The sequence below is a fragment of the Streptomyces sp. NBC_00425 genome (assembly GCF_036030735.1).
Taxonomy (GTDB): Bacteria; Actinomycetota; Actinomycetes; order Streptomycetales; family Streptomycetaceae; genus Streptomyces.
Map to the genome: position 1 here is coordinate 3,367,673 of NZ_CP107928.1, position 21,563 is coordinate 3,389,235.

The 21,563-nt window shown below is 72.7% G+C and carries 18 protein-coding genes and 1 pseudogene; 3 read left to right on the plus strand and 16 right to left on the minus strand.

The features are described 5' to 3' along the window. Positions 1 to 25: 25 nt before the first annotated feature. The 15 genes and pseudogenes from OHS82_RS14085 to OHS82_RS14155 form a co-directional block, all read right to left on the minus strand. Complete coding sequence (locus OHS82_RS14085) at positions 26 to 3,136, minus strand: helix-turn-helix transcriptional regulator (RefSeq protein WP_057584935.1); 3,111 nt, start codon at positions 3,134 to 3,136, stop codon at positions 26 to 28. A 140-nt stretch (positions 3,137 to 3,276) separates the two neighbouring features. Then, positions 3,277 to 3,471, minus strand: coding sequence for a hypothetical protein (locus OHS82_RS14090; RefSeq protein ID WP_057584968.1), 195 nt, complete (start codon positions 3,469 to 3,471; stop codon positions 3,277 to 3,279). A 198-nt stretch (positions 3,472 to 3,669) separates the two neighbouring features. Then, positions 3,670 to 4,296, minus strand: a complete 627-nt coding sequence (locus OHS82_RS14095) for a hypothetical protein (protein WP_370444254.1) — start codon at positions 4,294 to 4,296, stop codon at positions 3,670 to 3,672. Positions 4,297 to 4,322: 26 nt separating this feature from the next. After that, positions 4,323 to 4,896 (minus strand): annotated as a pseudogene (locus OHS82_RS14100) (GNAT family N-acetyltransferase). Continuing rightward, on the minus strand, positions 4,874 to 7,138 hold the full coding sequence (locus OHS82_RS14105; protein WP_328433949.1) for an MMPL family transporter: 2,265 nt from the start codon (positions 7,136 to 7,138) through the stop codon (positions 4,874 to 4,876). The pseudogene OHS82_RS14100 and the gene OHS82_RS14105 overlap by 23 nt, the downstream one beginning before the upstream one ends. A gap of 258 nt (positions 7,139 to 7,396) precedes the next feature. Then, positions 7,397 to 7,708: a hypothetical protein gene (locus OHS82_RS14110; RefSeq protein WP_057584926.1), complete on the minus strand. Its 312-nt coding sequence runs from the start codon at positions 7,706 to 7,708 to the stop codon at positions 7,397 to 7,399. Positions 7,709 to 7,794: 86 nt separating this feature from the next. After that, the gene (gatB, locus tag OHS82_RS14115) at positions 7,795 to 9,309 is read right to left on the minus strand and encodes an Asp-tRNA(Asn)/Glu-tRNA(Gln) amidotransferase subunit GatB (protein ID WP_057584925.1); all 1,515 of its coding nucleotides are present in this window, start codon (positions 9,307 to 9,309) and stop codon (positions 7,795 to 7,797) included. A gap of 15 nt (positions 9,310 to 9,324) precedes the next feature. Next, positions 9,325 to 9,564 (minus strand): hypothetical protein, encoded by a 240-nt coding sequence (locus OHS82_RS14120; RefSeq protein WP_020131415.1) that lies wholly within the window; start codon positions 9,562 to 9,564, stop codon positions 9,325 to 9,327. Next, positions 9,561 to 11,063: an Asp-tRNA(Asn)/Glu-tRNA(Gln) amidotransferase subunit GatA gene (gatA, locus tag OHS82_RS14125; RefSeq protein ID WP_057584923.1), complete on the minus strand. Its 1,503-nt coding sequence runs from the start codon at positions 11,061 to 11,063 to the stop codon at positions 9,561 to 9,563. Before gatA ends, OHS82_RS14120 begins: the two co-directional genes overlap by 4 nt. A gap of 5 nt (positions 11,064 to 11,068) precedes the next feature. Then, complete coding sequence (gatC, locus tag OHS82_RS14130; RefSeq protein ID WP_007384860.1) at positions 11,069 to 11,365, minus strand: Asp-tRNA(Asn)/Glu-tRNA(Gln) amidotransferase subunit GatC; 297 nt, start codon at positions 11,363 to 11,365, stop codon at positions 11,069 to 11,071. Positions 11,366 to 11,488: 123 nt separating this feature from the next. Beyond that, positions 11,489 to 13,732 (minus strand): putative bifunctional diguanylate cyclase/phosphodiesterase, encoded by a 2,244-nt coding sequence (locus OHS82_RS14135; RefSeq protein WP_057584921.1) that lies wholly within the window; start codon positions 13,730 to 13,732, stop codon positions 11,489 to 11,491. A gap of 201 nt (positions 13,733 to 13,933) precedes the next feature. After that, positions 13,934 to 16,126 (minus strand): NAD-dependent DNA ligase LigA, encoded by a 2,193-nt coding sequence (ligA, locus tag OHS82_RS14140; RefSeq protein ID WP_057584919.1) that lies wholly within the window; start codon positions 16,124 to 16,126, stop codon positions 13,934 to 13,936. Positions 16,127 to 16,140: 14 nt separating this feature from the next. Beyond that, positions 16,141 to 17,142 carry a methionine synthase gene (locus tag OHS82_RS14145; protein WP_328433950.1) on the minus strand — a complete coding sequence of 334 codons (1,002 nt, stop codon included), beginning with the start codon at positions 17,140 to 17,142 and terminating at the stop codon, positions 16,141 to 16,143. A 29-nt stretch (positions 17,143 to 17,171) separates the two neighbouring features. Next, positions 17,172 to 17,870, minus strand: a complete 699-nt coding sequence (locus OHS82_RS14150; protein WP_079041689.1) for an SDR family oxidoreductase — start codon at positions 17,868 to 17,870, stop codon at positions 17,172 to 17,174. A gap of 18 nt (positions 17,871 to 17,888) precedes the next feature. After that, positions 17,889 to 18,428, minus strand: coding sequence for a TIGR00730 family Rossman fold protein (locus tag OHS82_RS14155; protein ID WP_057584913.1), 540 nt, complete (start codon positions 18,426 to 18,428; stop codon positions 17,889 to 17,891). 50 nt (positions 18,429 to 18,478) lie between these two features. Here OHS82_RS14155 and OHS82_RS14160 point away from each other — a divergent pair, with 50 nt between their 5' ends. Both OHS82_RS14160 and OHS82_RS14165 read left to right on the plus strand, forming a co-directional pair. Beyond that, positions 18,479 to 18,802, plus strand: coding sequence for a DUF427 domain-containing protein (locus OHS82_RS14160; protein ID WP_057584912.1), 324 nt, complete (start codon positions 18,479 to 18,481; stop codon positions 18,800 to 18,802). 38 nt (positions 18,803 to 18,840) lie between these two features. Continuing rightward, on the plus strand, positions 18,841 to 19,626 hold the full coding sequence (locus OHS82_RS14165) for an alpha/beta fold hydrolase (RefSeq protein WP_328433951.1): 786 nt from the start codon (positions 18,841 to 18,843) through the stop codon (positions 19,624 to 19,626). A gap of 22 nt (positions 19,627 to 19,648) precedes the next feature. On the opposite strand, the gene mnmA is transcribed toward OHS82_RS14165, so the two are convergent. Next, complete coding sequence (mnmA, locus tag OHS82_RS14170; protein ID WP_057584908.1) at positions 19,649 to 20,779, minus strand: tRNA 2-thiouridine(34) synthase MnmA; 1,131 nt, start codon at positions 20,777 to 20,779, stop codon at positions 19,649 to 19,651. A 107-nt stretch (positions 20,780 to 20,886) separates the two neighbouring features. On the opposite strand from mnmA, the gene OHS82_RS14175 reads away from it, so the two are divergent. Continuing rightward, positions 20,887 to 21,546 (plus strand): N-acetylmuramoyl-L-alanine amidase, encoded by a 660-nt coding sequence (locus OHS82_RS14175; RefSeq protein ID WP_057584906.1) that lies wholly within the window; start codon positions 20,887 to 20,889, stop codon positions 21,544 to 21,546. Positions 21,547 to 21,563: the final 17 nt, after the last annotated feature.

Here is a 21,563-nt window from a genome sequence, read left to right on the forward strand (position 1 = left end):
GCCGGTTCGCGGTCAGCTTGCCCCATTATCGCGCGATCAGTCCGTCCCCGGTCCTCGGCGGGAACAGCCCCAGGCGGTGGGCCACCGCCGCCGCCTCTCCCCGGCCCGAGACCTCGAGCTTCGACAGGATGTTCGAGACGTGCACGCTGGCCGTCTTCGGGGAGATGAACAGCTCCTCGGCGATCTGCCGGTTGGTACGCCCGGCGGAGACCAGACGCAGCACGTCGCGTTCCCGGCCGGTGAGACCGAGTGCGGCGAGCGGGTCCGCGGGGCCGGCCGGGGTCTGCGGCGGACCCGTGGCGGTGGTCCGGGGCAGCCGGGCACGCCGGCCAAGCAGGGCGACGGCGTCGGCGAGGGGGCGGGCCCCGAGGTGGGCGGCGACCGCGTGGGCGAGGCGCAGGAGTTCGGCGGCCCGGTCGCGTTCGGCGTCCCCGCCGACGGAGAGCAGGGCCTCGGCCATGCGGTGCCGGGCGCGCGCGAGGTCGTAGGGGCGTTCCAGGCACTCGAAGGCGGCGACGACCTCGGACCAGTCGTCCGGGTGGTTGCGGCCCTCGGCGCGGGCGAGTTCGGCGTGGAGCCACAGTGCGTGCGCCTGCCAGACGGGGGCGACGGCGGCGAGCTTCTTCGCCGCCCGGCGGATCCGGGCCGGCAGCCCGGCGTCGGCGCCGGCCGCCTCGGTGACCGCCGGGGCCGCGTCGACCGCGGCCGCGGAGGCCGCATCGACCGCGGAGACCGCGGTGAGCAGCAGGGGCCAGGCGTAGCGCTGGGTGCCGGGCGGGAATCCGACGTCCAGGGCGTGTTCGAGATGGGACCGGGCGTCGGCGGGACGGTTCTCGGCCACGGCGAGGGCGATGGCGAGGCGGGCGAGCGGGAGATGGTTCTGGGGCACGTGTTCGCGGGAGCCGAAGTAGCGGTGTGCGGCGTCCAGCCGGCGGCCCGCCTCGGCGAGGTCGCCCCGGGCCAGGGCGAGTTCGGCGCGCAGCGTGGCGTGGACGCCCTTGACGCCCACGCCCCGGGCGATCCGTCCCGCCTCGGCGCTCGCACGGTCCGCCTCGTCCCAACGCCCCAGCGACAGCAGGGACTCGGCGAGGTTGCCGTGGACCCACGCCTCCGTGTCGGGCAGTCCCTGCCGTCGGGCGTAGAGCAGTCCCTCCGCCATGATCGCGACGGCTTCCCCGGAACGTCCGACCGCCTCCAGCTCGGAGGGGAGGTTCACATAGGCGTCGAGCGCGACGGTGGGGATGTCCTCGGCGAGCGCCAGGTCCTTGACCTCGGACAGCTCGGCGAGGCCGGGCTCGATGTGCCCGGCGTCGACCATGAGGATGCCCAGGATCTGGCGGGCCTTGAGCTCGGTCTCGCGGGCGCCGACCATCCGGGCGTACTCCACCGCCCGCTCGGCGGCGCGGTAGGCGTCCGGTCCCGGCACGTGGAGCGCGGACCAGCCGGCGGCGTGGGCGAGCACCTCGGCGTGCACCTCGCTGGGCGGCAGACCCCGCATCAGCTCCTGTGCCCTGGCCAGTTCCTCACGGCCGCTGCCCCGGCCCAGGGAGCGCACCAGACGGGAGCGCTGCACCCAGAACCAGGCGGCGCGCCGGGGGTCGCCGCCCTCGTCCTCCAACAGCCGCAGCGCCCGCTTGGCGATCTTCAGCGCGCGTTCGCGTTCCCCGCAGTACCGGCCCGCGACGGTGGCCTCCGCCAGGAGGTCGAGGTAGCGCAGCGGGGTGGCGGCGGGGTCGCAGCCGCCGGGGGCTCCCTCGCTCCGTCCGGACGGCCGGGACGGGTACACCTCGGTGTGGTCGACGGGACGCAGCGCGGCCCGCACCTGGGCCGGGGCGGCTTCCCACAGCTCCATCGCCCGCTCCAGGAGCCGCAGTTGCTCGCTGTAGGCGCGTCGGCAGCGGGCTTCTACGGAGGCGTCGAGGACGGCGGGCAGGGCCTCGGCCGGATCGTGGGCGTGGTACCAGTAGCTGGCCAGCCGCATGACGCGCTCGTCGGCGGGGACGAGCGTCGGGTCGGCCTGCAGGGCCTCGGCGTAACGGCGGTTGAGGCGGGAGCGTTCCCCGGGCAGGAGGTCGTCGCTCACGGCCTCGCGGACCAGGGAGTGACGGAAGCGGTAGCCGTCCCCGTCGGGCACCGCGAGCAGCAGATGGGCGTTGACGGCGGCGCGCAGGGCCTCGATCAGATCGTCCTCGGCGAGCCGGGCGACGGCGTCCAGCAGCCGGTACTCGACGGTGGAGCCGCCCTCGGCGACGATCCGGGCGACGTGCTGGGCGCTGTCGGGCAGCGTCTCGACGCGGACGAGGAGCAGGTCGCGCAGGGAGTCGGTGAGGCCGGTGCGGCAGCCCTCGTGCGCGGCGACGGCGAGTTCCTCGACGAAGAAGGCGTTGCCGTCGGAGCGTTCGAAGATGGCGTCGACCTGCTCGGGGTCGGGTTCGCGGGCCAGGATGCCGGCGATCTGGCGACCGACCTCGTCCCGGGTGAAGCGAGCGAGTTCGACGCGCCGTACGGTGCGCAGCCGGTCGAGCTCGGCGAGCAGGGGGCGCAGCGGGTGACGGCGGTGGATGTCGTCCGCGCGGTAGGTGGCGACGACGACGAGGCGGCCGGTGCGCAGGGTGCGCAGCAGGTAGGAGAGCAGATGGCGGGTGGAGGCGTCGGCCCAGTGGAGGTCTTCGAGGGCGAGGACGACCGTGCGGTCGGCGGCGACGCGTTCCAGGAGGCGTGCGACGAGCTCGAAGAGCCGGGCCATGCCCTCCTCGTCGTGGCGTCCGACCGTGCTCTGCCCGCACTCCGGCAGCAGTCGGGCGAGTTCGTCCTCCTGTCCGGCGGCGGCGACGGCGAACTCGTCCGGCAGGGCCCGGCGCAGGGCGCGCAGGGCGCTGGAGAACGGGGCGAAGGGCAGTCCGTCGGCGCCGATCTCGACACAGCCGCCGACCGCGACGACGGCGCCGCCGCGGCCGGCGGTCGCCGCGAACTCCTCGACGAGCCTGGTCTTGCCGACCCCGGCCTCGCCTCCGACGAGCAACGCCTGGGGCTCTCCCGCGGCGGCACGGGAGAGCGCGTCGTTCAGGACGTCCAGCTCGTCGGAGCGGCCGACGAAGACAGGGCTGACGGACCTGGTATCCACGGGGGCGAGCATGGCACGCGGGCGCGAAGGGGGCCCAGCGGTTATCGCCGGGCCCCCGATGGGTGCCCCTCCGGTGAGGGCTCCTCCGGTGAGGGCTCCTCCGGTGGGCGGGCGGCCGACCCCCGTGCGGCCGCCCGCCGCCGCCGCGGCGGTCATGCCGTCCGGGGGAACCGGAGCCGGCGCGGACGGTGGGTATGGGACTCGGACTCGGCGCCTCCGCCAGCGCGTTCGGCGGCCGCGCCTCGGGCGGCGCGGGCGCCTCGGGCGACGGCGCGGGCGAGCCGCTCGTCGGCGGCCCGGCGGCGCAGTTCGGCGGAACGGGCCTGGTGGAGCTCGTACTCGTACATGGTGTGCATCCCCTGAGAGATCGGTTTCGGCCTCGCTTGTTCGCGATGCCTCAACCTTCGTCTCCCAGGGGGGTCCGCCACATCGGGAGAGTTCCGCATCTTCGGCGGGCGGCGGGGCCTTAGACGCGCGCGAGGGGCCTCAGAGCCGGCCGTAAGGTGCTTACGGCGGCCCTGAGACCCCTCGTGGTCTGCGGGAACTCAGCTCGCGGAGGGCAGGCCGAGCAGCGCGTCGGTGTACTTGAGCACGGCCAGCAGCAGACCGATGACGCCGAGCGCCACGCCCGCCCAGGAGACCGACTTGATCCAGGCCGCCTGCGGCCGGGCCGGGCTGCCGAAGGCCGGACGGGCCAGCACGACGACGCCGGTGACCAGCGCGGCCAGCGCGAACAGTCCCGCCCACAGGGCGGTGATCTGCCAGGCGTCGCCGTAGACCGCCTGGATCTGCTTGGCGACGCTCGCCCCGGACGAGGCCTCCAGCTGGCCGACGAGGGTCTGGCGGGCACCGGCGATGGTGCCGACCCAGCTGCCGGTCAGCGACACGAAGCCGAGGACCGCGGAGACGACCGCGCCCGCGCCCTGCCCCACGCCGACGGACTCCTCCCGGAGCGCCTGAGTGCCGTCGGTGTCGTCGGTTTCGTCCGCGGCGTCGGCGGCGTGCGCGTCCTGCGCGGCGGTCTCCTCGGAGTCCTTGGGCTCCTCGGTCCCCGTCGTCGCCCGGTCGTCGGCGTCGGTCCTGGTGACGTCCACCTTCTCCTCGTCGGTCGTGGCCCCGGCGCCGGTTTCGGCCCCGGCCTGGTCAGCAGTCTTGGTTCCCATACCTCGCACCGTACGGACGCTCTCTGAGAGGTCCCTTAATGATCGTTGTGAGCGGCGCCCGCGCGTGCGTCGCGCCACTCCTGGGCCAGCACGGACCACACCTCGAGGTCGTGCCGCTCCCCACGATAGGGGTAGGCCCGGCGGCGGACGCCGTCGCGGGTCATCCCGAGCCGACGGGCGACATCGAGGCTGGCCGTGTTGCCGGCGGAGGCGATCCACTCGACCCGCTGGATCCCGCGCTGCTCCACCGCGTGGTCGATCAGGATCCGCACGGCCCGGGTGATCAGCCCGCGCCCGGTGGCGGCGGGCTCCAGCCAGCAGCCGACCTCGCAGTTCGCGGTCGCGGCGTCGAAGTTCAGCAGGAGCGCGCCGCCCACCAGACGGCCGTCCAGCCACAGGCCGTGCAGCGAGCCGGTGTCGGCGGCGCGCATGTCGGCGTATCGCTGCAGCACCTCGCGCGCGGTCGCCGCGTCGACGGCCTTCGCGCCGAAGGGGACGTACCGGTTGATGAAGTCCCGGCCGCGCTGCAGGTGCGTCAGGAACTCCTCGGCGTGCCCAGGGCTCCAGGGGGCGCAGCTCGGCTCCGTCACCCAGCGATATCGCGTACATCCGGCCGCGGCTCCCTCTCGAGTTCCTCCATTGCCCCGGCGAGCCTCTCATGGGCGGCCCGGCACTCGGGCGGTTCGATGCTGATCCGCGGCAGGCGCCGGTCGAGTGCGCGGGGCAGCCACCAGTTGGCGCCGCCGAGCAGGTGCATGAGCGCGGGGACGAGGAGGGTGCGCAGGACGAAGGCGTCGAGGGCGACGGCGGCGGCGAGCGCGATGCCGAACATGGCGATCACCCGGTCGCCGCTGAGCACGAAGGCGAGGAAGACCGAGATCATGATGACCGCGGCCGAGTTGATGACCCGGCTGGTCTCGGCGAGGCCGACGCGGACCGCGCGCCGGTTGTCGCCGGTCTCCAGCCACTCCTCGTACATCCGGCTGACCAGGAAGACCTGGTAGTCCATGGAGAGGCCGAAGAGCACCGACACCATGATCACGGGGAGGAAGGGCTCGATGGGCCCGGCGCGGCCGAGTCCCAGCAGTTCGCTGCCCCAGCCCCACTGGAAGACGGCCACGACGACCCCGAAGGCGGCGGCGACGGCGGCCACGTTCATGACGGCGGCCTTCAGCGGTATGCCCACGGACCGGAACGCGAGCAGGAGCAGCAGGCAGCCCAGGCCGATGACGACGCCCACGAAGAGCGGCAGTTTGTCGACGATGACGTCCGCGAAGTCGTCGTAGCCGGCCGTGACGCCGCCGACCTGCACGTCGAGGGAGGTGCCTGCCTCGGCGCGGGGCAGCACCTCGGTGCGCAGCCGGTCGACGAGTTCGCTGGTGTGCTGCGACTGCGGGGCGGACTCCGGGACCACGGTCAGGTACGCGGTGCGGCCGTCGGACGCGAAGGTCACCGGCGTCACCGACGCCACGCCCTCGGTGGTGCGCAGGGCGGTGTCGAGGTTGTCCAGGGCGAGCCGGTCCTCGGCGCCGCCGACGCGGGTCACCAGGGTCAGCGGGCCGTTGACGCCCGGGCCGAAACCTCCCCCGCTGCCGGCCGCGCCCGAGCGGGAGGCTCCCCCGGCGAGGAGGTCGTAGGCCTGGCGGGTGGTGGCCGTTTCCGGGCCGTTGCCCTGGTCGGAGGTCCCGAGGCGGAGCGAGAAAGTGGGCAGGGCGAGGACGCCGATGACGACCAGGGCGAGCGCCCCGAGGAGTTTGGGGTGGCGCTCCACGAACGCCGACCAGCGGGCGGCGAGCCCGGTCGGCAGCTCCGGCTGAGGCCCGTGCTCGGTGAGGCGGCGGCGTTCGCGGCGGCTGAGGGCGCGCATGCCGATGAGGGACAGCAGGGCGGGCAGCAGCGTCACGGAGGCCGCGACCGTGAGGACGACGGTGAGCGAGGCGGCGATCGCGACACCGTTGAGGAAGCTCAGGCGCAGGATCAGCATGCCGAGCAGGGCGATGCACACGGTGGCGCCCGCGAAGACGACCGCGCGACCGGTGGTGGTGACGGCGTTCGCGGCGGCCTCGGCGACCGGCAGCCCGCGTTTGAGCCCGCGCCGGTGCCGGGTCACGATGAACAGCGCGTAGTCGATGCCCACGCCCAGCCCGATGAGCATGCCGAGCATGGGCGCGAAGTCGGCGACCGTCATGGCGTGCCCGAGCAGCACGATCCCGGCGTAGGCGGTGCCGACGCCGACCAGGGCGGTGGCGATGGGCAGGGCCGAGGCGGCGAGCGAGCCGAAGGCGAGGAACAGCACGACCGCGGCCACCACCACGCCGACCACCTCGGAGAGATGCCCGCCGGAGGACTCGGTGAGCGCGATGGCGCTGCCGCCCAGCTCCACCTGGAGACCGTCGCTCTCGGCGGCCTTGGCGGTGTGGACGACGGCCTGTGCCTCGCCCTCGTCGACGTCCTCGGCGCGGTCCTCGAAGGTGACGGTCGCGTAGGCGGTGTGCCCGTCCCTGCTGATCTGCGCCGTGCCCTGGTCGCCGTAGGGGCCGACGACGGAGGCCACGCCGGGCAGGCCGGCGATCTTCTCCAGCGTCCGGGTCATGGTCTGTTCGACGTCGGAGGCGCTCACGGAGCCGGCCGTGGTGTGCCAGACGACGGTGTCGCTGTCGCCGCCGAGGTCCGGGAAGCCCTCGGCGAGCAGCTGGGTGGCGCGGCCGGACTCGGTGCCGGGGACCTCGTAGTCGTTGGAGTACGCGGCGCCGGCGACGGCGGCCGCGGTGGCCGTGCCGCCCAGGGCGAGAAGCCAGAGCAGGACCACCAGCAGGCGGTTGCGGACACACCAACGCGCGAGGGCTGCCACAGCTGTGCTCCCGGAGGACGGATTGTGGATCTTTGACCGGGAATCAGCCAGCAAAGAACGTATGAGCGATCTGGGATCACTCTCGCAGGAGAAAAAGATCGAATGACGCGTTCGTGTGTCTTTTCACAAGAGTGGGAGACACGTCACAGGACAATAACGGCGTCCGTGTCGGGCCACGTCAGCCGGGTCACGCCGGTCGCCGCGCCGGTCCTCGCCGGTCGCCGCGCCGGTCCTCGCCGGTCGCCGGATCGGGCCGGGTCAGTCCGACTGGTCGCCGATCGCCATCACCATCACGCCGGCGATGAGCAGCCACAGCGCGCGCCGGGTGCGGCCCCGGGAGCCGAGGAACGCGGCGACCGCGCAGACGGCGGCGCCGAGCGCATAGGCCGACGGGACGAGGGCCGGGACGGAGCGGCTGAGGCGCATGAGGGACGCGGCGAGGCCGGCGAGGGTGAGCAGGGCTCCGGCGACGGTCGCCGTCCAGCGGGCCCGCCGGGCCTCCTCGGTGCCGTACTCCTCGTCCGGGTCCTCTATGTCGCTGTGGGCGTCGGAGTCGGTTCGTGCACTCATGGCGGGCGAGCGTAGCGCGTCGCTGCGCGCGCAGCGGAAAGGGGTGCACCGGTTCGCGGTGCACCCCTTCGCCGTCACGCCGGGCCTCAGCCCTCGCTGACGCCCAGCTTCTCCAGGATCAGCTCCTTGACGCGGGCCGCGTCGGCCTGGCCGCGCGTGGCCTTCATCACCGCGCCGACCAGCGCTCCGGCCGCCGCGACCTTGCCGCCGCGGATCTTGTCGGCGATGCCCGGGTTGCCCGCGATGGCCTCGTCGACGGCCGTGCCCAGCGCGGAGTCGTCGGAGACGACCTTCAGCCCGCGCTTGTCGACGACCTCGTCCGGGCCGCCCTCGCCCGCGAGGACGCCCTCGATGACCTGGCGGGCCAGCTTGTCGTTCAGGTCGCCCTTGAGCACCAGCTCGGCGACCCGCGCGACCTGCACCGGTGTGATGGCCAGCTCGTCGAGCGGGACGCCCGACTCGTTGGCGCTGCGGGCCAGTTCGCCCATCCACCACTTGCGGGCGGAGGCCGAGTCGGCGCCGGCGTCGATCGTGGCGACGATCAGGTCCAGCGCGCCGGCGTTCAGGATCGACTGCATGTCGTTGGCGGAGATGTCCCACTCGGCGACCAGCCGGTTGCGCCGGGCCAGCGGCAGCTCCGGCAGACCGGCGCGGATCTCCTCGACCCACTCGCGGGACGGGGCGACCGGGACCAGGTCGGGCTCCGGGAAGTACCGGTAGTCCTCGGCCTCCTCCTTCACGCGGCCCGAGGTCGTCGACCCGGTGTCCTCGTGGAAGTGGCGGGTCTCCTGGATGATCGTGCCGCCGCCGTTCAGCACGGCCGCGTGCCGCTGGATCTCGAAGCGGGCCGCGCGCTCGACGGACCGCAGCGAGTTCACGTTCTTCGTCTCGGACCGGGTGCCGAACTTCTCCCGGCCGTGCGGACGCAGCGACAGGTTCACGTCGCAGCGCATCTGGCCCTGCTCCATACGGGCCTCGGAGACGCCGAGCGCCTTGATGAGCTCGCGCAGCTCACGGACGTACGCCCGCGCGACCTCGGGGGCGCGCTCGCCCGCTCCCTCGATCGGCTTGGTGACGATCTCGATGAGCGGGATGCCCGCGCGGTTGTAGTCGAGCAGGGAGTGGGACGCGCCGTGGATACGGCCGGTGGCGCCGCCGACGTGCAGCGACTTGCCGGTGTCCTCCTCCATGTGGGCGCGCTCGATCTGCACCCGGAAGGTCTCGCCGTCCTCCAGCTGTACGTCGAGGTAGCCGTCGAAGGCGATCGGCTCGTCGTACTGGGAGGTCTGGAAGTTCTTCGGCATGTCCGGATAGAAGTAGTTCTTCCGGGCGAAACGGCACCACTCGGCGATCTCGCAGTTCAGCGCGAGACCGATCCTGATCGCGGACTCGATGCCGATCGCGTTGACGACCGGAAGCGCGCCGGGCATGCCGAGGCAGGTGGGGCACGTCTGCGAGTTGGGCTCTGCGCCCAGCTCGGTCGAGCACCCGCAGAACATCTTCGTCTTGGTGCCGAGTTCGACATGGACCTCGAGGCCCATGACGGGGTCGTACGACGCCAGCGCGTCCTCGTACGACACCAGGTCGGTCGTGGTGGTCACGGTGAAACTTCCCTCTCAGCCCAGCAGGACGTCGTCGTCGCCCAGCCGCTTCAGCTCGCGGTAGAGGATGGCGAGGCCGGTGACGATGGCGACGGCGGACACGGTGGCGTCGATCAGGACCAGGGTGTCCTTCTCGGCGCGGGCCTTCTTCAGCCGCTTGGCGACGCCGAACGCGCCGAACGCGGTCCCGGCGATGGACAGGTACGTACCGGACTTGGACTTCTTGAAGCCCTTGGCCTTGTTCAGTGCGCTCACAGCGACGGAGCCTCCTCGAGAAGCGGGTGACCCCACCTTTCCACGAAGGCGGCCTCGACCGCGGCGCCGACCTTGTACAGCCGGTCGTCCTTCAGCGCCGGGGCGATGATCTGCAGACCGACCGGGAGGTTGTCCTCCGGGGCGAGGCCGCAGGGCAGCGACATGGCCGAGTTGCCCGCGAGGTTGGTCGGGATGGTGCACAGGTCGGCCAGGTACATCGCCATCGGGTCGTCGGCGCGCTCGCCGATCGCGAAGGCGGTGGTCGGCGTCGTGGGCGACACGATCACGTCGACCTGCTCGAAGGCCTTCTCGAAGTCCCGCGTGATGAGCGTGCGGACCTTCTGCGCCGAGCCGTAGTACGCGTCGTAGTAGCCGGAGCTCAGGGCGTACGTGCCGAGCATGATGCGGCGCTTGACCTCGGGGCCGAAGCCCGCCTCACGGGTGAGGGAGGTGACCTCCTCCGCCGAGTGGGTGCCGTCGTCGCCGGTGCGCAGGCCGTAGCGCAGGCCGTCGAAGCGGGCGAGGTTGGACGAGCACTCGGACGGCGCGATCAGGTAGTACGCCGACAGCGCGAGGTCGAAGGACGGGCAGTCCAGCTCGACGATCTCGGCGCCCAGCTCCTTCAGCAGCGCGACCGACTCGTCGAACCGCTGGATGACGCCGGCCTGGTAGCCCTCGCCGCGGAACTGCTTGACGACGCCGACGCGCATGCCGTCGACGCTGCCGTTGCGGGCGGCCTCGACGACCGGCGGGACGGGCGCGTCGATGGACGTGGAGTCCAGCGGGTCGTGCCCGGCGATGACCTCGTGCAGCAGCGCCGCGTCCAGGACCGTGCGGGCGCAGGGGCCGCCCTGGTCGAGGGAGGACGAGAAGGCGACCATGCCGTAACGGGAGACCGCGCCGTACGTCGGCTTCACGCCGACCGTGCCGGTGACGGCGGCCGGCTGGCGGATGGAACCGCCGGTGTCGGTGCCGATGGCGAGCGGCGCCTGGAAGGAGGCGAGCGCGGCGGACGAACCGCCGCCGGAGCCTCCGGGGATCTTGGTGAGGTCCCAGGGGTTGCCGGTCGGGCCGTAGGCGCTGTTCTCGGTGGAGGACCCCATGGCGAACTCGTCCATGTTGGTCTTGCCGAGGATGACCACGTCGGCGGCCTTCAGCCGCTTGGTGACGGTCGCGTCGTACGGCGGGATCCAGCCCTCGAGGATCTTCGAGCCGACGGTCGTCGGGATGCCCTCGGTGGTGAAGATGTCCTTGAGCGCGAGCGGGACGCCGGCCAGCGGGCCGAGCTTCTCGCCCCGCTCCCGCTTCTCGTCGACGGCGCGGGCCTGCGCGAGAGCGCCCTCGCGGTCGACGTGCAGGAAGGCGTGGACCTTCTCGTCGACGGCCTCGATACGGGCCAGGTGGGCCTCGGTGACCTGGACGGCCGTGAGCTCGCCGGAGGCGATCTTCGCGGCGGTCTCGGCGGCGGTGAGCCTGATGATGGTGACGTTGTCCGTCATGGCGGTTAGTCCTCCCCCAGGATCTGCGGCACCTTGAAACGCTGCTGCTCCTGGGCCGGGGCGCCGGAGAGCGCCTGCTCGGGGGTGAGCGACGGACGGACCTCGTCCGCCCGCATGACGTTCGTCAGCGGGAGCGGGTGCGAGGTCGGCGGTACGTCTTGGTCGGCGACCTCGCTGACGCGGGCGACCGCGCCGATGATGTCGTCCAGCTGTCCCGCGAAGTGCTCGAGCTCTTCGGGCTTCAGCTCCAGACGCGCCAGCCGGGCGAGGTGGGCGACCTCCTCGCGCGTGATGCCAGGCATGCAGCGTTCCTCTGGGGTGGAGTGAGTGTGTGGTTTGGGCCCAATCCTAGGGTGCTGGGCCCCGTGCCCGTGAAACGCTTCGTCACCGGCCCTCGAGAGCTGCCCGCCCGCGGCCCGCGAGAGCTACTCGTCGGCGGCTGCCGCCGGCAACGCCGCCCGCGGGCGCTGCCAGCCGCGCGAGCCCCTGGCCCGCAGCCACGCCGTCGTCTCGTCCGCCGGCATGGCGGCCGCCACCAGCCAGCCCTGGACGGCGTCGCAGCCCAGGTCGCGCAGGCGTTCCCAGGTCTCGTCGTCCTCGACGCCCTCGGCGACGACCAGGAGCCCCAGGGAATGCGCGAGGTCGACCGTGCAGCGCACGATCTCCGCGTCCTCGGCGTCGACGGCCAGCCGCGCCACGAAGGAGCGGTCGATCTTCAGCTCGCTCACCGGCAGCCGGCGCAGGTGCACCAGGGAGGAGTAGCCGGTGCCGAAGTCGTCGAGGGACATCTTCACGCCGTGGCCGGTCAGTCCGTTGAGGGTGTCGGCGGCGCGCTGCGGGTCCTCCAGGAGGACGTGTTCGGTGATCTCCAGTTGGAGCGCTCCCGCGGGCACTCCGTGCCGGGCGAGACGCGCCGCGACCGATCCCGCGAAACCCGGGGTGTGGACGTCGCGCGGGGAGACGTTGACCGCGACCGGCACGAACAGTCCCTGGGCTCGCCACCGGGCGACCTGGGCGAGCGCCGTGTCCAGCACGTACTCGGTGAGGTGCGGCATCAGCCCGGACGACTCGGCGATCGCTATGAACTCGTCCGGCGGAACCTTCCCGCGCTCCGGGTGCACCCAGCGGACCAGGGCCTCCAGCCCGGCCACCTGTCCGTCGAAGCGGACCTTCGGCTGGTAGTGCAGCTGCACCTCGTGCGCGTCGAGCGCGCGCCGCAGGTCGCCCAGCAGGCCGAGCCGGTCGGGGGTGTTGGAGTCGCGTTTGGACTCGTACACCTCGACGCCCGTGCGGTCCCGCTTGGCCTGGTACATCGCCACGTCGGCCCGGCGCAGCATGCCCTCGGCGTCGAGCGCGTGCTCGGGGTAGACGGCGACGCCCGCGCTGGCCTCCAGGACGAGCGTGAGTCCGTCGAGGTCGAGCGGCGAGCTGAGGTCGGACACCAGTCTGCGGGCGACCCGGGTCGCCGAGGTCGTGGAGTCGGCGACGGGCAGTAAGACGGCGAACTCGTCCCCGCCGAGCCGGGCGACCTCCGCTCCGCGCGGGAGGGCGAGCTTCAGCCGCTCGGCTATCTGCAGCAGCAGCCGGTCCCCGGCGAGGTGTCCGAGGGTGTCGTTGACCGAGCGGAAGCGGTCGAGGTCGATCAGCATCAGGGCGGACCGGGCGCCGATGCGCTCGGCGTCGTCCAGGGCGGTCCAGATGCGCTCCAGGAGCCACTGACGGTTGGGCAGGCCGGTCAGCGGGTCGCGCAGCTGCTCCTCGGCTCGGGCGCGGGCCATCCACAGCGTGGAGTCGAGGGCGATGAGGGGGATGGCGAACAGCGGCAGCAGGATCGGCTTGGCCACGGCCACCACACAGATCAGCGGTGCGATGCCGAGCAGGGCCACCGCGACCAGGCCCTGTCGGACCAGGGCCGTCCGGGCGACGGTGGGTAGCCCGCCGAGGCGGGGGGTGTGCAGGTACCAGAGCAGGACACGGGTGACGGCGAGGTAGGCGACGGCCACCAGCACCACCTGCGGGCCGGTGTAGACCGTCCAACTGCCGGGAGTCCAGGGGCGTTCCACGGACGGTATCCGTCCGCAGGCGGCCAGCAGCAGGGCGCCCGCGCCGATGCCGAGGATGTCCACCGCGCCGTGCAGGACGCCCTGCCGCCAGCGGTGGCGCCGGGCTATGCCGACCAGGACGACGACGGTGAGGCTGACCATGCCGGCGGGCACCCACCCGTACAGCAGCAGGACGGCGAGGGTGAGGGCGCCGCCGGAACCGGTGCCGCCCCACCACCGGGCCCGGCCGAGGAGGACCAGGTGGCCGACGACGACGCCGGCGAGGACGGCCAGCGCCCAGCCGGTCGTGCCGGACGGGAAGAGGGCGTGGTGGTCGGTGTAGGCGCGGGAGATCCCGGCGCCCAGGACGAGCGCGGCCGCCCCGACGACCGACGCGGGCAGTGTGGGCCAGACCGGCTGCCGGTCGGTCTGCGCGCCGGGCGCCCCGGGGTGCGGAGCGGCGAAGCCGCCGGCGTCGAGCACGGACCGCGGCGTGGTGTGCGGCACGTACGTCTCCGCGGCCGGCCGTCGTTCGGAGCGCCCCGCCCACCAGTTCCCCCACCGGACGCCGGCTACCCGGCGCCGGCGCAGCCATGACTCCGGGGCGGCGCTCTCGGTCGGTTCCATTCCCGTCCCTCTCACAGCCGGCGGTGCCCACGCCACGCGGCCCGTTGCCCTGACAACCCTGGGCACGGCAGGCGCACGTCTCAACAGTAGGCCGCAGAAGGCTTCCACGGGCAGCGGTCGTCGACGGTTGCCCGAATGCGCCCCGGCCACCCGTATGCATCTGGTATGCGCCAATCGGGTGGCCTTCAACCGCCGCCGCGCCTACTCCTCGACGGAAAGCGCCACTTCAGCCGCCGCTTCGGGCCCTTGTTCCAGCAGGACGGCGAAGCCGTCCTCGTTCAGAACAGGAACCTTCAGTTGCATTGCCTTGTCGTATTTCGATCCAGGATTGTCACCCACGACGACGAAAGATGTCTTTTTCGAAACCGAACCGGTCACCTTCGCCCCACGGGTCTGCAGGGCGTCCTTGGCGCCGTCGCGGGTGAAGCGCTCCAGGGTGCCGGTGACGACGACCGTCAGGCCCTCCAGGGGACGCGGGCCCTCGTCCTCCCCGGAGCTCTCCTCCTCCATCCGGACGCCGGCGGCCTTCCACTTGCGGAGGATCTCCCGGTGCCACTCCTCGGCGAACCACTCCTTGAGCGAGGCCGCGATGATGGCGCCGACCCCGTCGGTGTTCGCCAGCTCCTCCTCGGTCGCCTGCTCGATGCGCTCGATCGAGCGGAACTCGCGCGCCAGCGCCTCGGCCGCGACCGGTCCGACATGCCGGATCGAGAGGCCGGTGAGGACCCGCGCCAACGGGCGCTCCTTGGCCGCCGCGATGTTCTCCAGCATGGCGACCGCGTTCTTGCGAGGCTCGCCCTGCTGGTTGGCGAAGACCGTGGCGATCTTCTCCTCGCCCGTCTTCGGGTCCCGCTTGGGCAGCCCGCTGTCCTGGTCGAGGACGTAGGCCCGGATGGGCAGCAGCCGCTCGACGGTGAGATCGAACAGGTCGCCCTCGTCGGCCAGCGGCGGCTGCTCCGGCTGGAGCGGGCGGGTGAGGGCGGCCGCCGCGACGTAACCGAACTGCTCGATGTCCAGTGCCTTGCGGCCCGCCAGGTAGAACAGGCGCTCACGGAGCTGGGCCGGGCAGCTGCGGGCGTTCGGGCAGCGCAGGTCGACGTCGCCCTCCTTCATCGGCCGCAGCGGCGTTTCGCACTCGGGGCACTCTGCGGGCATCACGAACTCGCGCTCGCTGCCGTCGCGCAGGTCGACGACCGGGCCGAGGATCTCCGGGATCACGTCACCGGCCTTGCGCAGCACCACGGTGTCGCCGATCAGCACGCCCTTGGCCTTGACCACGTCCTGGTTGTGCAGGGTGGCGAACTCGACCTCGGAGCCCGCCACCGTCACCGGCTCCACCTGGGCGTACGGCGTGACACGGCCGGTGCGGCCGACGCCCACGCGGATGTCGACGAGGCGGGTGTTGACCTCCTCCGGCGCGTACTTGTACGCGATCGCCCACCGCGGCGCGCGGGCCGTGGAGCCGAGCCGGCCCTGCAGACGGATCTCGTCGAGCTTGACCACCACCCCGTCGATCTCGTGCGCCACCGAGTGCCGGTTCTCGCCGTAGTACGCGATGAACGCCCGTACCCCGTCGAGGTCGCCGACCACCTTGTTGTGCGGGGAGGTGGGCAGGCCCCATGTCTTGAGCAGGTCGTAGGCCTCGGAGAGACGGGTCAGGCCCTCGTAGCCCTCCAGGGCGCCGATGCCGTGCACGACCATGTGCAGCGGACGGGAGGCGGTGACGCGCGGGTCCTTCTGGCGCAGCGAACCGGCGGCCGCGTTGCGCGGGTTGGCGAACGGCTTGTCGCCGGCCTCGACCAGACGGGCGTTGAGCTCCTCGAACTTCTCCATCGGGAAGAACACCTCGCCGCGGATCTCCACGAGCGTGGGCACCCCGTCGCCCGTGAGACGCTCCGGGATCTCCGCGATGGTGCGCACGTTGGGCGTGATGTCCTCGCCCGTACGGCCGTCGCCGCGGGTCGCCGCGCGCGTGAGACGGCCGTTCTCGTAGGTCAGGTTGACGGCCAGACCGTCCACCTTGAGCTCGCACAGGAAGTGGTACGCGGAGGCCCCGACGTCCCGGTGGACGCGCTCGGCCCAGGCGGCCAGCTCCAGGTCGTCGAAGGCGTTGTCGAGCGACAGCATCCGCTCGCGGTGCTGGACGGCCGTGAACTCCGTGGCGTACGCGCCCGCGACCTTCTGGGTCGGGGAGTCGGGCGTGCGCAGCTCGGGGTGCTCCTCCTCCAGCGCCTCGAGCGCGCGCAGCAGCCGGTCGAACTCCGCGTCGCTGACGACGGGAGCGTCCTTCACGTAGTACCGGAAGCGGTGCTCCTCGATCTGCTCGGCGAGTTGCGCGTGCTGCTCCCGCGCCTCGCTCGGCACCGTCGTCTCCGCCTGCCTGTCGCCGGCCACCGTGTGTCCTCCCGTCACTCAGGGTCGTCCGCGAGGGATCTCGCCGCCCGGACGCAGTGGGCGAAGGCCCGGCGGGCGTATCCGGGGGAAGCGCCCGCGAGGCCGCACGACGGCGTGAGCGTGACCGCCTCCGCGAGAAGCCCGGGCAGCAGTCCCAGTCGGCGCCACAGCGTCCTGACACCCATGACGCTACCGGCAGGGTCCGACAATGGGGCGTCCACTCCCGGCACGACACCGGCGAAGAGCCGGGTGCCCGCCTCGACCGCCTCGCCGATCACGTCGTCGTCACGCTCGGTGAGGAGCGAGAAGTCGAAGGAGACCGCAGCCGCGCCGGACCGGCGCAGGAGGGCGAAGGGGACGTCCGGCGCACACGAGTGGACCACGACCGGCCCGTCTCCGTGCACCCCGACGACGTCCCGGAGCGTGCCCTCCACGACCTGCCGGTCGACCGCGCGGTGCGTGCGGTAGCCGCTGGCGCTCCGCACCTGGCCGCGGAGCACGGAGGTGAGGGACGGCTCGTCGAGCTGGAGCACCACGTCCGCGCCGGGCACCCGTCGGCGCACCTCGGCGAGGTGGAGCCGCAGGCCCTCGGCGAGAGAGCCGGCGAGATCGCGGCAGGCCCCGGGATCGGAGAGGGCCGCCTCGCCGTTCCTGAGCTCCAGTGCGGCGGCGAGGGTCCAGGGCCCGACCGCCTGGACCTTCAGCTGCCCCTCGTAGCCCTGGGTGTGCTCCTCCAGTGCGTCGAGGTCCTCCCGCAGCCACGACCGGGCCCGTTTGGTGTCCCGGCCCGGCCGGTCGCCGATCCGCCAGCCGCTGGGCTCCACGCGCGCGTACAGCTCGACGAGCAGGCCCGCGGTGCGGCCGATCATGTCCGCGCCGGGTCCACGGGCCGGCAGTTCGGCGAGGAAGGGGAAGTCCTCGAAGGACCCGGTGACGGTCTTGGCGGCCTCGCGGGCGTCGCCGCCCGGCAGGGAGCCGACACCGGTGGCCGGGGCGAAACTGAAGTCTGCGTTCACGGGTGAAGCGTACGTAGCGCGACGGACCGTCAGCGCCCCGGCCGTACCGTCAGGTCGTTGATCTCGGCGTCCCTCGGGAGGTCGAGCGCCGTCAGGATCGTCGTGGCCACCGACTCGGGGTCGATCCACTCGGCGGGGTCGTACTCCTTGCCCTCCTGCTGGTGCACCTTGGCCTGCATGGGACTGGCCGTGCGGCCGGGGTAGACGGAGGTGACGCGGACGCCGTTGCCGTGCTCCTCGGCGCGCAGCGAGTCGGCGAGGGCCTTCAGGCCGTGCTTGGAGGCGGCGTACGCGGACCAGTCGGCGCTCGCCCTCAGGCCCGCGCCCGAGTTGACGAACAGCACGTGGCCGCGCGCGGTGCGCAGTTGCGGCAGGAAGTGCCGGGTCAGTTCCGCGGGCGCGATCAGGTTGACGTTGAGCTGGTGCCGCCAGGACTTCGGGGTGAGGTCGCCGACCGGTCCGAGATCGACCACTCCGGCGATGTGCAGGAGGGAGTCCACCCGTTCCGGGAGGCTCTGGTGGGAGAAGGCCCAGCTCAGTCTGTCGGGGTCGGCGAGGTCGCCGACGAGCGTGCGGGCGCCGGGGAACTCGGCCGCGAGTTCCCTGCCGCGGCCGGCGTCGCGCGCGTGCAGCACGAGTTCGTCCCCGCGCGCGTGCAGACGACGGGCGACGGCGGCGCCGATGCCGGAACCCGCTCCGGTGATCACATGGGTAGCCATGTCCGCCATGCTCGCATCATCGCCGGGTCACTCGATGCCCTGGCTCTCCTCGAGCCAGGCGAGGGCGCCCACCGGCTCCTCCGCGAAGAACACCAGGTCGGTGAGGGGCACGGGCAGGAAACCCTCGTCCTCCATCCGCCGGAACTGCGTCTTCAGGCCGTCGTAGAAGCCCGCGGTGTTGAGCAGCACGACCGGTTTGTCGGTGTGGCCGTGCTTCTTCAGCTCCAGTATCTCGGTGGCCTCGTCCAGCGTCCCGGTCCCGCCGACCATGATCACCACGGCGTCCGACTTCGCCAGGAGCAGCCGCTTCCGTTCGGCCAGGTCCCTCGCGATCACCATCTCGTCGGCTCCCGGCCGCGCCGACGCGGCGAGGAAGTCCACGGACACCCCGCACAGCCGGCCGCCGGCCGACTGCACGCCGTCGGCGACCACCTTCATCAGGCCGACGTCCGAGCCGCCCCACACGAGGGTGTGCCCGCCCTTGCCGAGCAGTTCCGCGAACTCGCGCGCGGGGCGGGTGTAGCGCTCGTCGAGGTCGGCGGCGGAGAGGAAGACGCAGATACGCATGCCGCCACGGTACGCGGGAAGAACCACGGGCCCGTGAGCGCTGCTGTGGCATGACCCGAGGACACACGATCACGATCGAGCAGGGCGACCGGCACGTCAGGGTCGTCCATGACGGACAGGTGCTGGCCGAGACCGACCGGGCGCTCGTCCTGCGCGAGACCGGCTGTCCGGCGCGGTACTACATCCCCGCCGAGGACGTCCGCCTCGACGTGCTGACCCCTTCCGACACCCACACCTACTGCCCTTTCAAGGGAACGGCGTCGTACTGGTCGCTGCCGGGCGCCGCCGACCTCGTCTGGGCCTATCCGGATCCGAAGCCGGACGTCGCACCGATCAGGAACCACTTCTGCTTCTACGAAGCCGAGGTGTCGTAGGGCGATGAGGGCCGTGCCGTGCGGCAGTCTGCACAGGCATGGACAAGAAGACGATTTCCCGCGACGGCACCGAACTCGCGTACTCCCGCGCCGGACAGGGCCCCGCGGTCATCCTCGTGAGCGGGGCGATGTCCACGGGCGGCACCGTGGCGCCCCTGGCCGGGCTGCTCGCCGACCGCTTCACGGTCCTCTGGTACGACCGCCGGGGCCGCGGCGAGAGCAGCGACACGGCGCCGTACGCGGTGCGGCGCGAGGTCGAGGATCTGGGCGCCCTGGTGGACGCGGCGGGCGGTGAGGCGGCGCTGTACGGCGTCTCGTCCGGCGGGGCGCTGGTGCTGGAGGCGGCTGCGGCCGGGCTGCCGGTGAGCCGGGTTGCGGTCTACGAGACGCCGTTCGCCGTCGACGAGGCGGCCGAGCGGGCCCGCGCCGCGTACACGGCGGACCTGACCGAGGCACTGGCGCAGGGGCGGCGGGGGGACGCCGTCGAGCTGTTCCTGCGGCTGACGGGGCTCGCCGAGGAGATGATCCAGGGCGCCCGCCGGTCGCCCATGTGGGCGGGGATGGAGGCCGTCGCGCCGACCCTCGCCTACGACGACGCCGTGATGGGCGGCGGGCCTGCGCCGCGGGAGCGGCTGGCGTCGGTCGGCGTGCCGGTGCTGGCCGTGGCGGGCGGGGCGAGCCCGGACTGGCTGCGCGAGGCCGCGCGCACCGTCGCCGACGCCGTCCCCCGAGGGACGTACCGGACGCTGGAAGGCCAGTCCCACATGGTGGATCCGAACGTGCTGGCGCCTGTGCTGGCGGATTTCTTCGCCGGGCAGGACTGACGGCCGGGCCGCCCCGGCGGCGTCAGGCCACCCCGGCCGTCGTCCGCACGGTCGACGCGATCGTGGCCGAGCCGACCACGCGCGTGCCGTCGTACAGCACGATCGCCTGACCGGGCGCCACTCCCCGGACCGGCTCGGTGAACGTGACCTCGAGGCGGCCGTCGACGAGTTCGGCGGCCACCTCGGTCTCGCCGCCGTGGGCGCGCAGCTGGGCCGTGTAGACGCCGGGGCCGGTGGGGGCGGCGCCGCACCAGCGGGGCTTGATCGCGGTCAGCGCGCCGACGTCGAGGGAGGCGGCGGGACCGACCGTCACCGTGTTGTTCACCGGGGAGATGTCGAGGACGTAGCGCGGCTTGCCGTCGGCGGCGGGGGTGCCGATGCGCAGGCCCTTGCGCTGGCCGACGGTGAAGCCGTAGGCGCCCTCGTGGGTGCCGATCTTCGCGCCGGACTCGTCGACGATGTCGCCCTCCGCCCGGCCCAGCCGCTGGGCGAGGAAGCCCTGGGTGTCGCCGTCGGCGATGAAGCAGATGTCGTGCGAGTCGGGCTTCTTGGCGACGGCGAGGCCCCGCCGCTCCGCCTCCGCGCGGATCTCGTCCTTGGTCGTCACCGTGTCGCCGAGCGGGAAGAGCGCGTGGGCGAGCTGCCGGTCGTCCAGCACGCCGAGGACGTACGACTGGTCCTTCGCCATGTCGGAGGCGCGGTGCAGCTCGCGCGTGCCGTCCTCGCGGACCAGCACCTTCGCGTAGTGGCCGGTGCACACCGCGTCGAAGCCGAGCGCGAGCGCCTTGTCGAGCAGCGCGGCGAACTTGATCTTCTCGTTGCAGCGCAGGCAGGGGTTGGGGGTGCGGCCGGCCTCGTACTCGGCGACGAAGTCGTCGACGACGTCCTCGCGGAAGCGGTCGGCGAGGTCCCAGACGTAGAACGGGATGCCGATGACGTCGGCGGCGCGACGGGCGTCGCGGGAATCCTCGATGGTGCAGCAGCCCCGCGCGCCGGTGCGGAACGACTGCGGGTTCGCGGAGAGCGCGAGGTGGACGCCGGTCACGTCGTGGCCGGCTTCCGCGGCGCGGGCGGCGGCGACGGCGGAGTCGACCCCGCCGGACATGGCGGCGAGTACGCGAAGGGGGCGGGGGCGCTGCGAGGTCTCAGTCATAACCCTTTCAGGGTACGGGTCGCCGGGAACCCGTACCCGCGAGTATCCGTTGACGATCTAGAGGGGCCGGGCCTGTCCGACGGACCGGGTCCGAGGAAGGACGGGTCATGGGGGCGACACGAGGTGACTCCGACCGGCGGATCGGGCGGCGCGCGCTGCTGATCGGCGGCGCGGCGGCCGCCGCCGGCACGGCCTTGCTGGCACGTGACGAACTGGCACGACTGTACTGGCGGCTGCCCGGCGTGCGCAGAGCGCGGGTGGAGGGCGCGGTCGACTTCCGGGGCGCGCGGTGGGTGCCGGCCTCGGAGGCGAACTTCCGCTGGGCGGACCGGCCGGACGACTACGGGATCGACATGGTCGTCATCCACGTCACACAGGGAGATCTGGGGAGCGCGGTGAAGGCGTTCGAGGACCCGGGGCACCGGGCGGCGGCGCACTACATCGTCGGCAAGGACGGCCGCGTCACGCAGATGGTCCGCGAGCTGGACGTGGCGTACCACGCGGGCAACCGCTCCTACAACGAGCGCAGTGTGGGCATCGAGCACGAGGGGTTCGTCGACCGGCCGCAGGACTTCACGGACGTGATGTACGCCGCGTCCGCCCGGCTGACCGCCGCGGTCTGCCGCCGCTACGACATACCCGTGGACCGGGAGCACATCGTCGGGCACGTGGAGGTGCCGGGGACGGACCACACCGATCCCGGGGAGCACTGGGACTGGAAGCGGTACATGAAGCTCGTCGCCGCGGCGCACGCGGCAGCCGCCTGACACCTGGCATGACGCAG

Coding starts and splice junctions, on each gene's coding strand:
- OHS82_RS14085 (WP_057584935.1), bottom strand. CDS start 3,136: ATGCTCGCCCCCGTGGATACCAGGTCCGTCAGCCCTGTCTTCGTCGGC.
- OHS82_RS14090 (WP_057584968.1), bottom strand. CDS start 3,471: ATGTACGAGTACGAGCTCCACCAGGCCCGTTCCGCCGAACTGCGCCGC.
- OHS82_RS14110 (WP_057584926.1), bottom strand. CDS start 7,708: ATGAGTGCACGAACCGACTCCGACGCCCACAGCGACATAGAGGACCCG.
- gatA (WP_057584923.1), bottom strand. CDS start 11,063: ATGACGGACAACGTCACCATCATCAGGCTCACCGCCGCCGAGACCGCC.
- gatC (WP_007384860.1), bottom strand. CDS start 11,365: ATGCCTGGCATCACGCGCGAGGAGGTCGCCCACCTCGCCCGGCTGGCG.
- OHS82_RS14135 (WP_057584921.1), bottom strand. CDS start 13,732: ATGGAACCGACCGAGAGCGCCGCCCCGGAGTCATGGCTGCGCCGGCGC.
- OHS82_RS14150 (WP_079041689.1), bottom strand. CDS start 17,870: ATGGCGGACATGGCTACCCATGTGATCACCGGAGCGGGTTCCGGCATC.
- OHS82_RS14155 (WP_057584913.1), bottom strand. CDS start 18,428: ATGCGTATCTGCGTCTTCCTCTCCGCCGCCGACCTCGACGAGCGCTAC.
- OHS82_RS14160 (WP_057584912.1), top strand. CDS start 18,479: ATGACCCGAGGACACACGATCACGATCGAGCAGGGCGACCGGCACGTC.
- OHS82_RS14165 (WP_328433951.1), top strand. CDS start 18,841: ATGGACAAGAAGACGATTTCCCGCGACGGCACCGAACTCGCGTACTCC.
- mnmA (WP_057584908.1), bottom strand. CDS start 20,779: ATGACTGAGACCTCGCAGCGCCCCCGCCCCCTTCGCGTACTCGCCGCC.
- OHS82_RS14175 (WP_057584906.1), top strand. CDS start 20,887: ATGGGGGCGACACGAGGTGACTCCGACCGGCGGATCGGGCGGCGCGCG.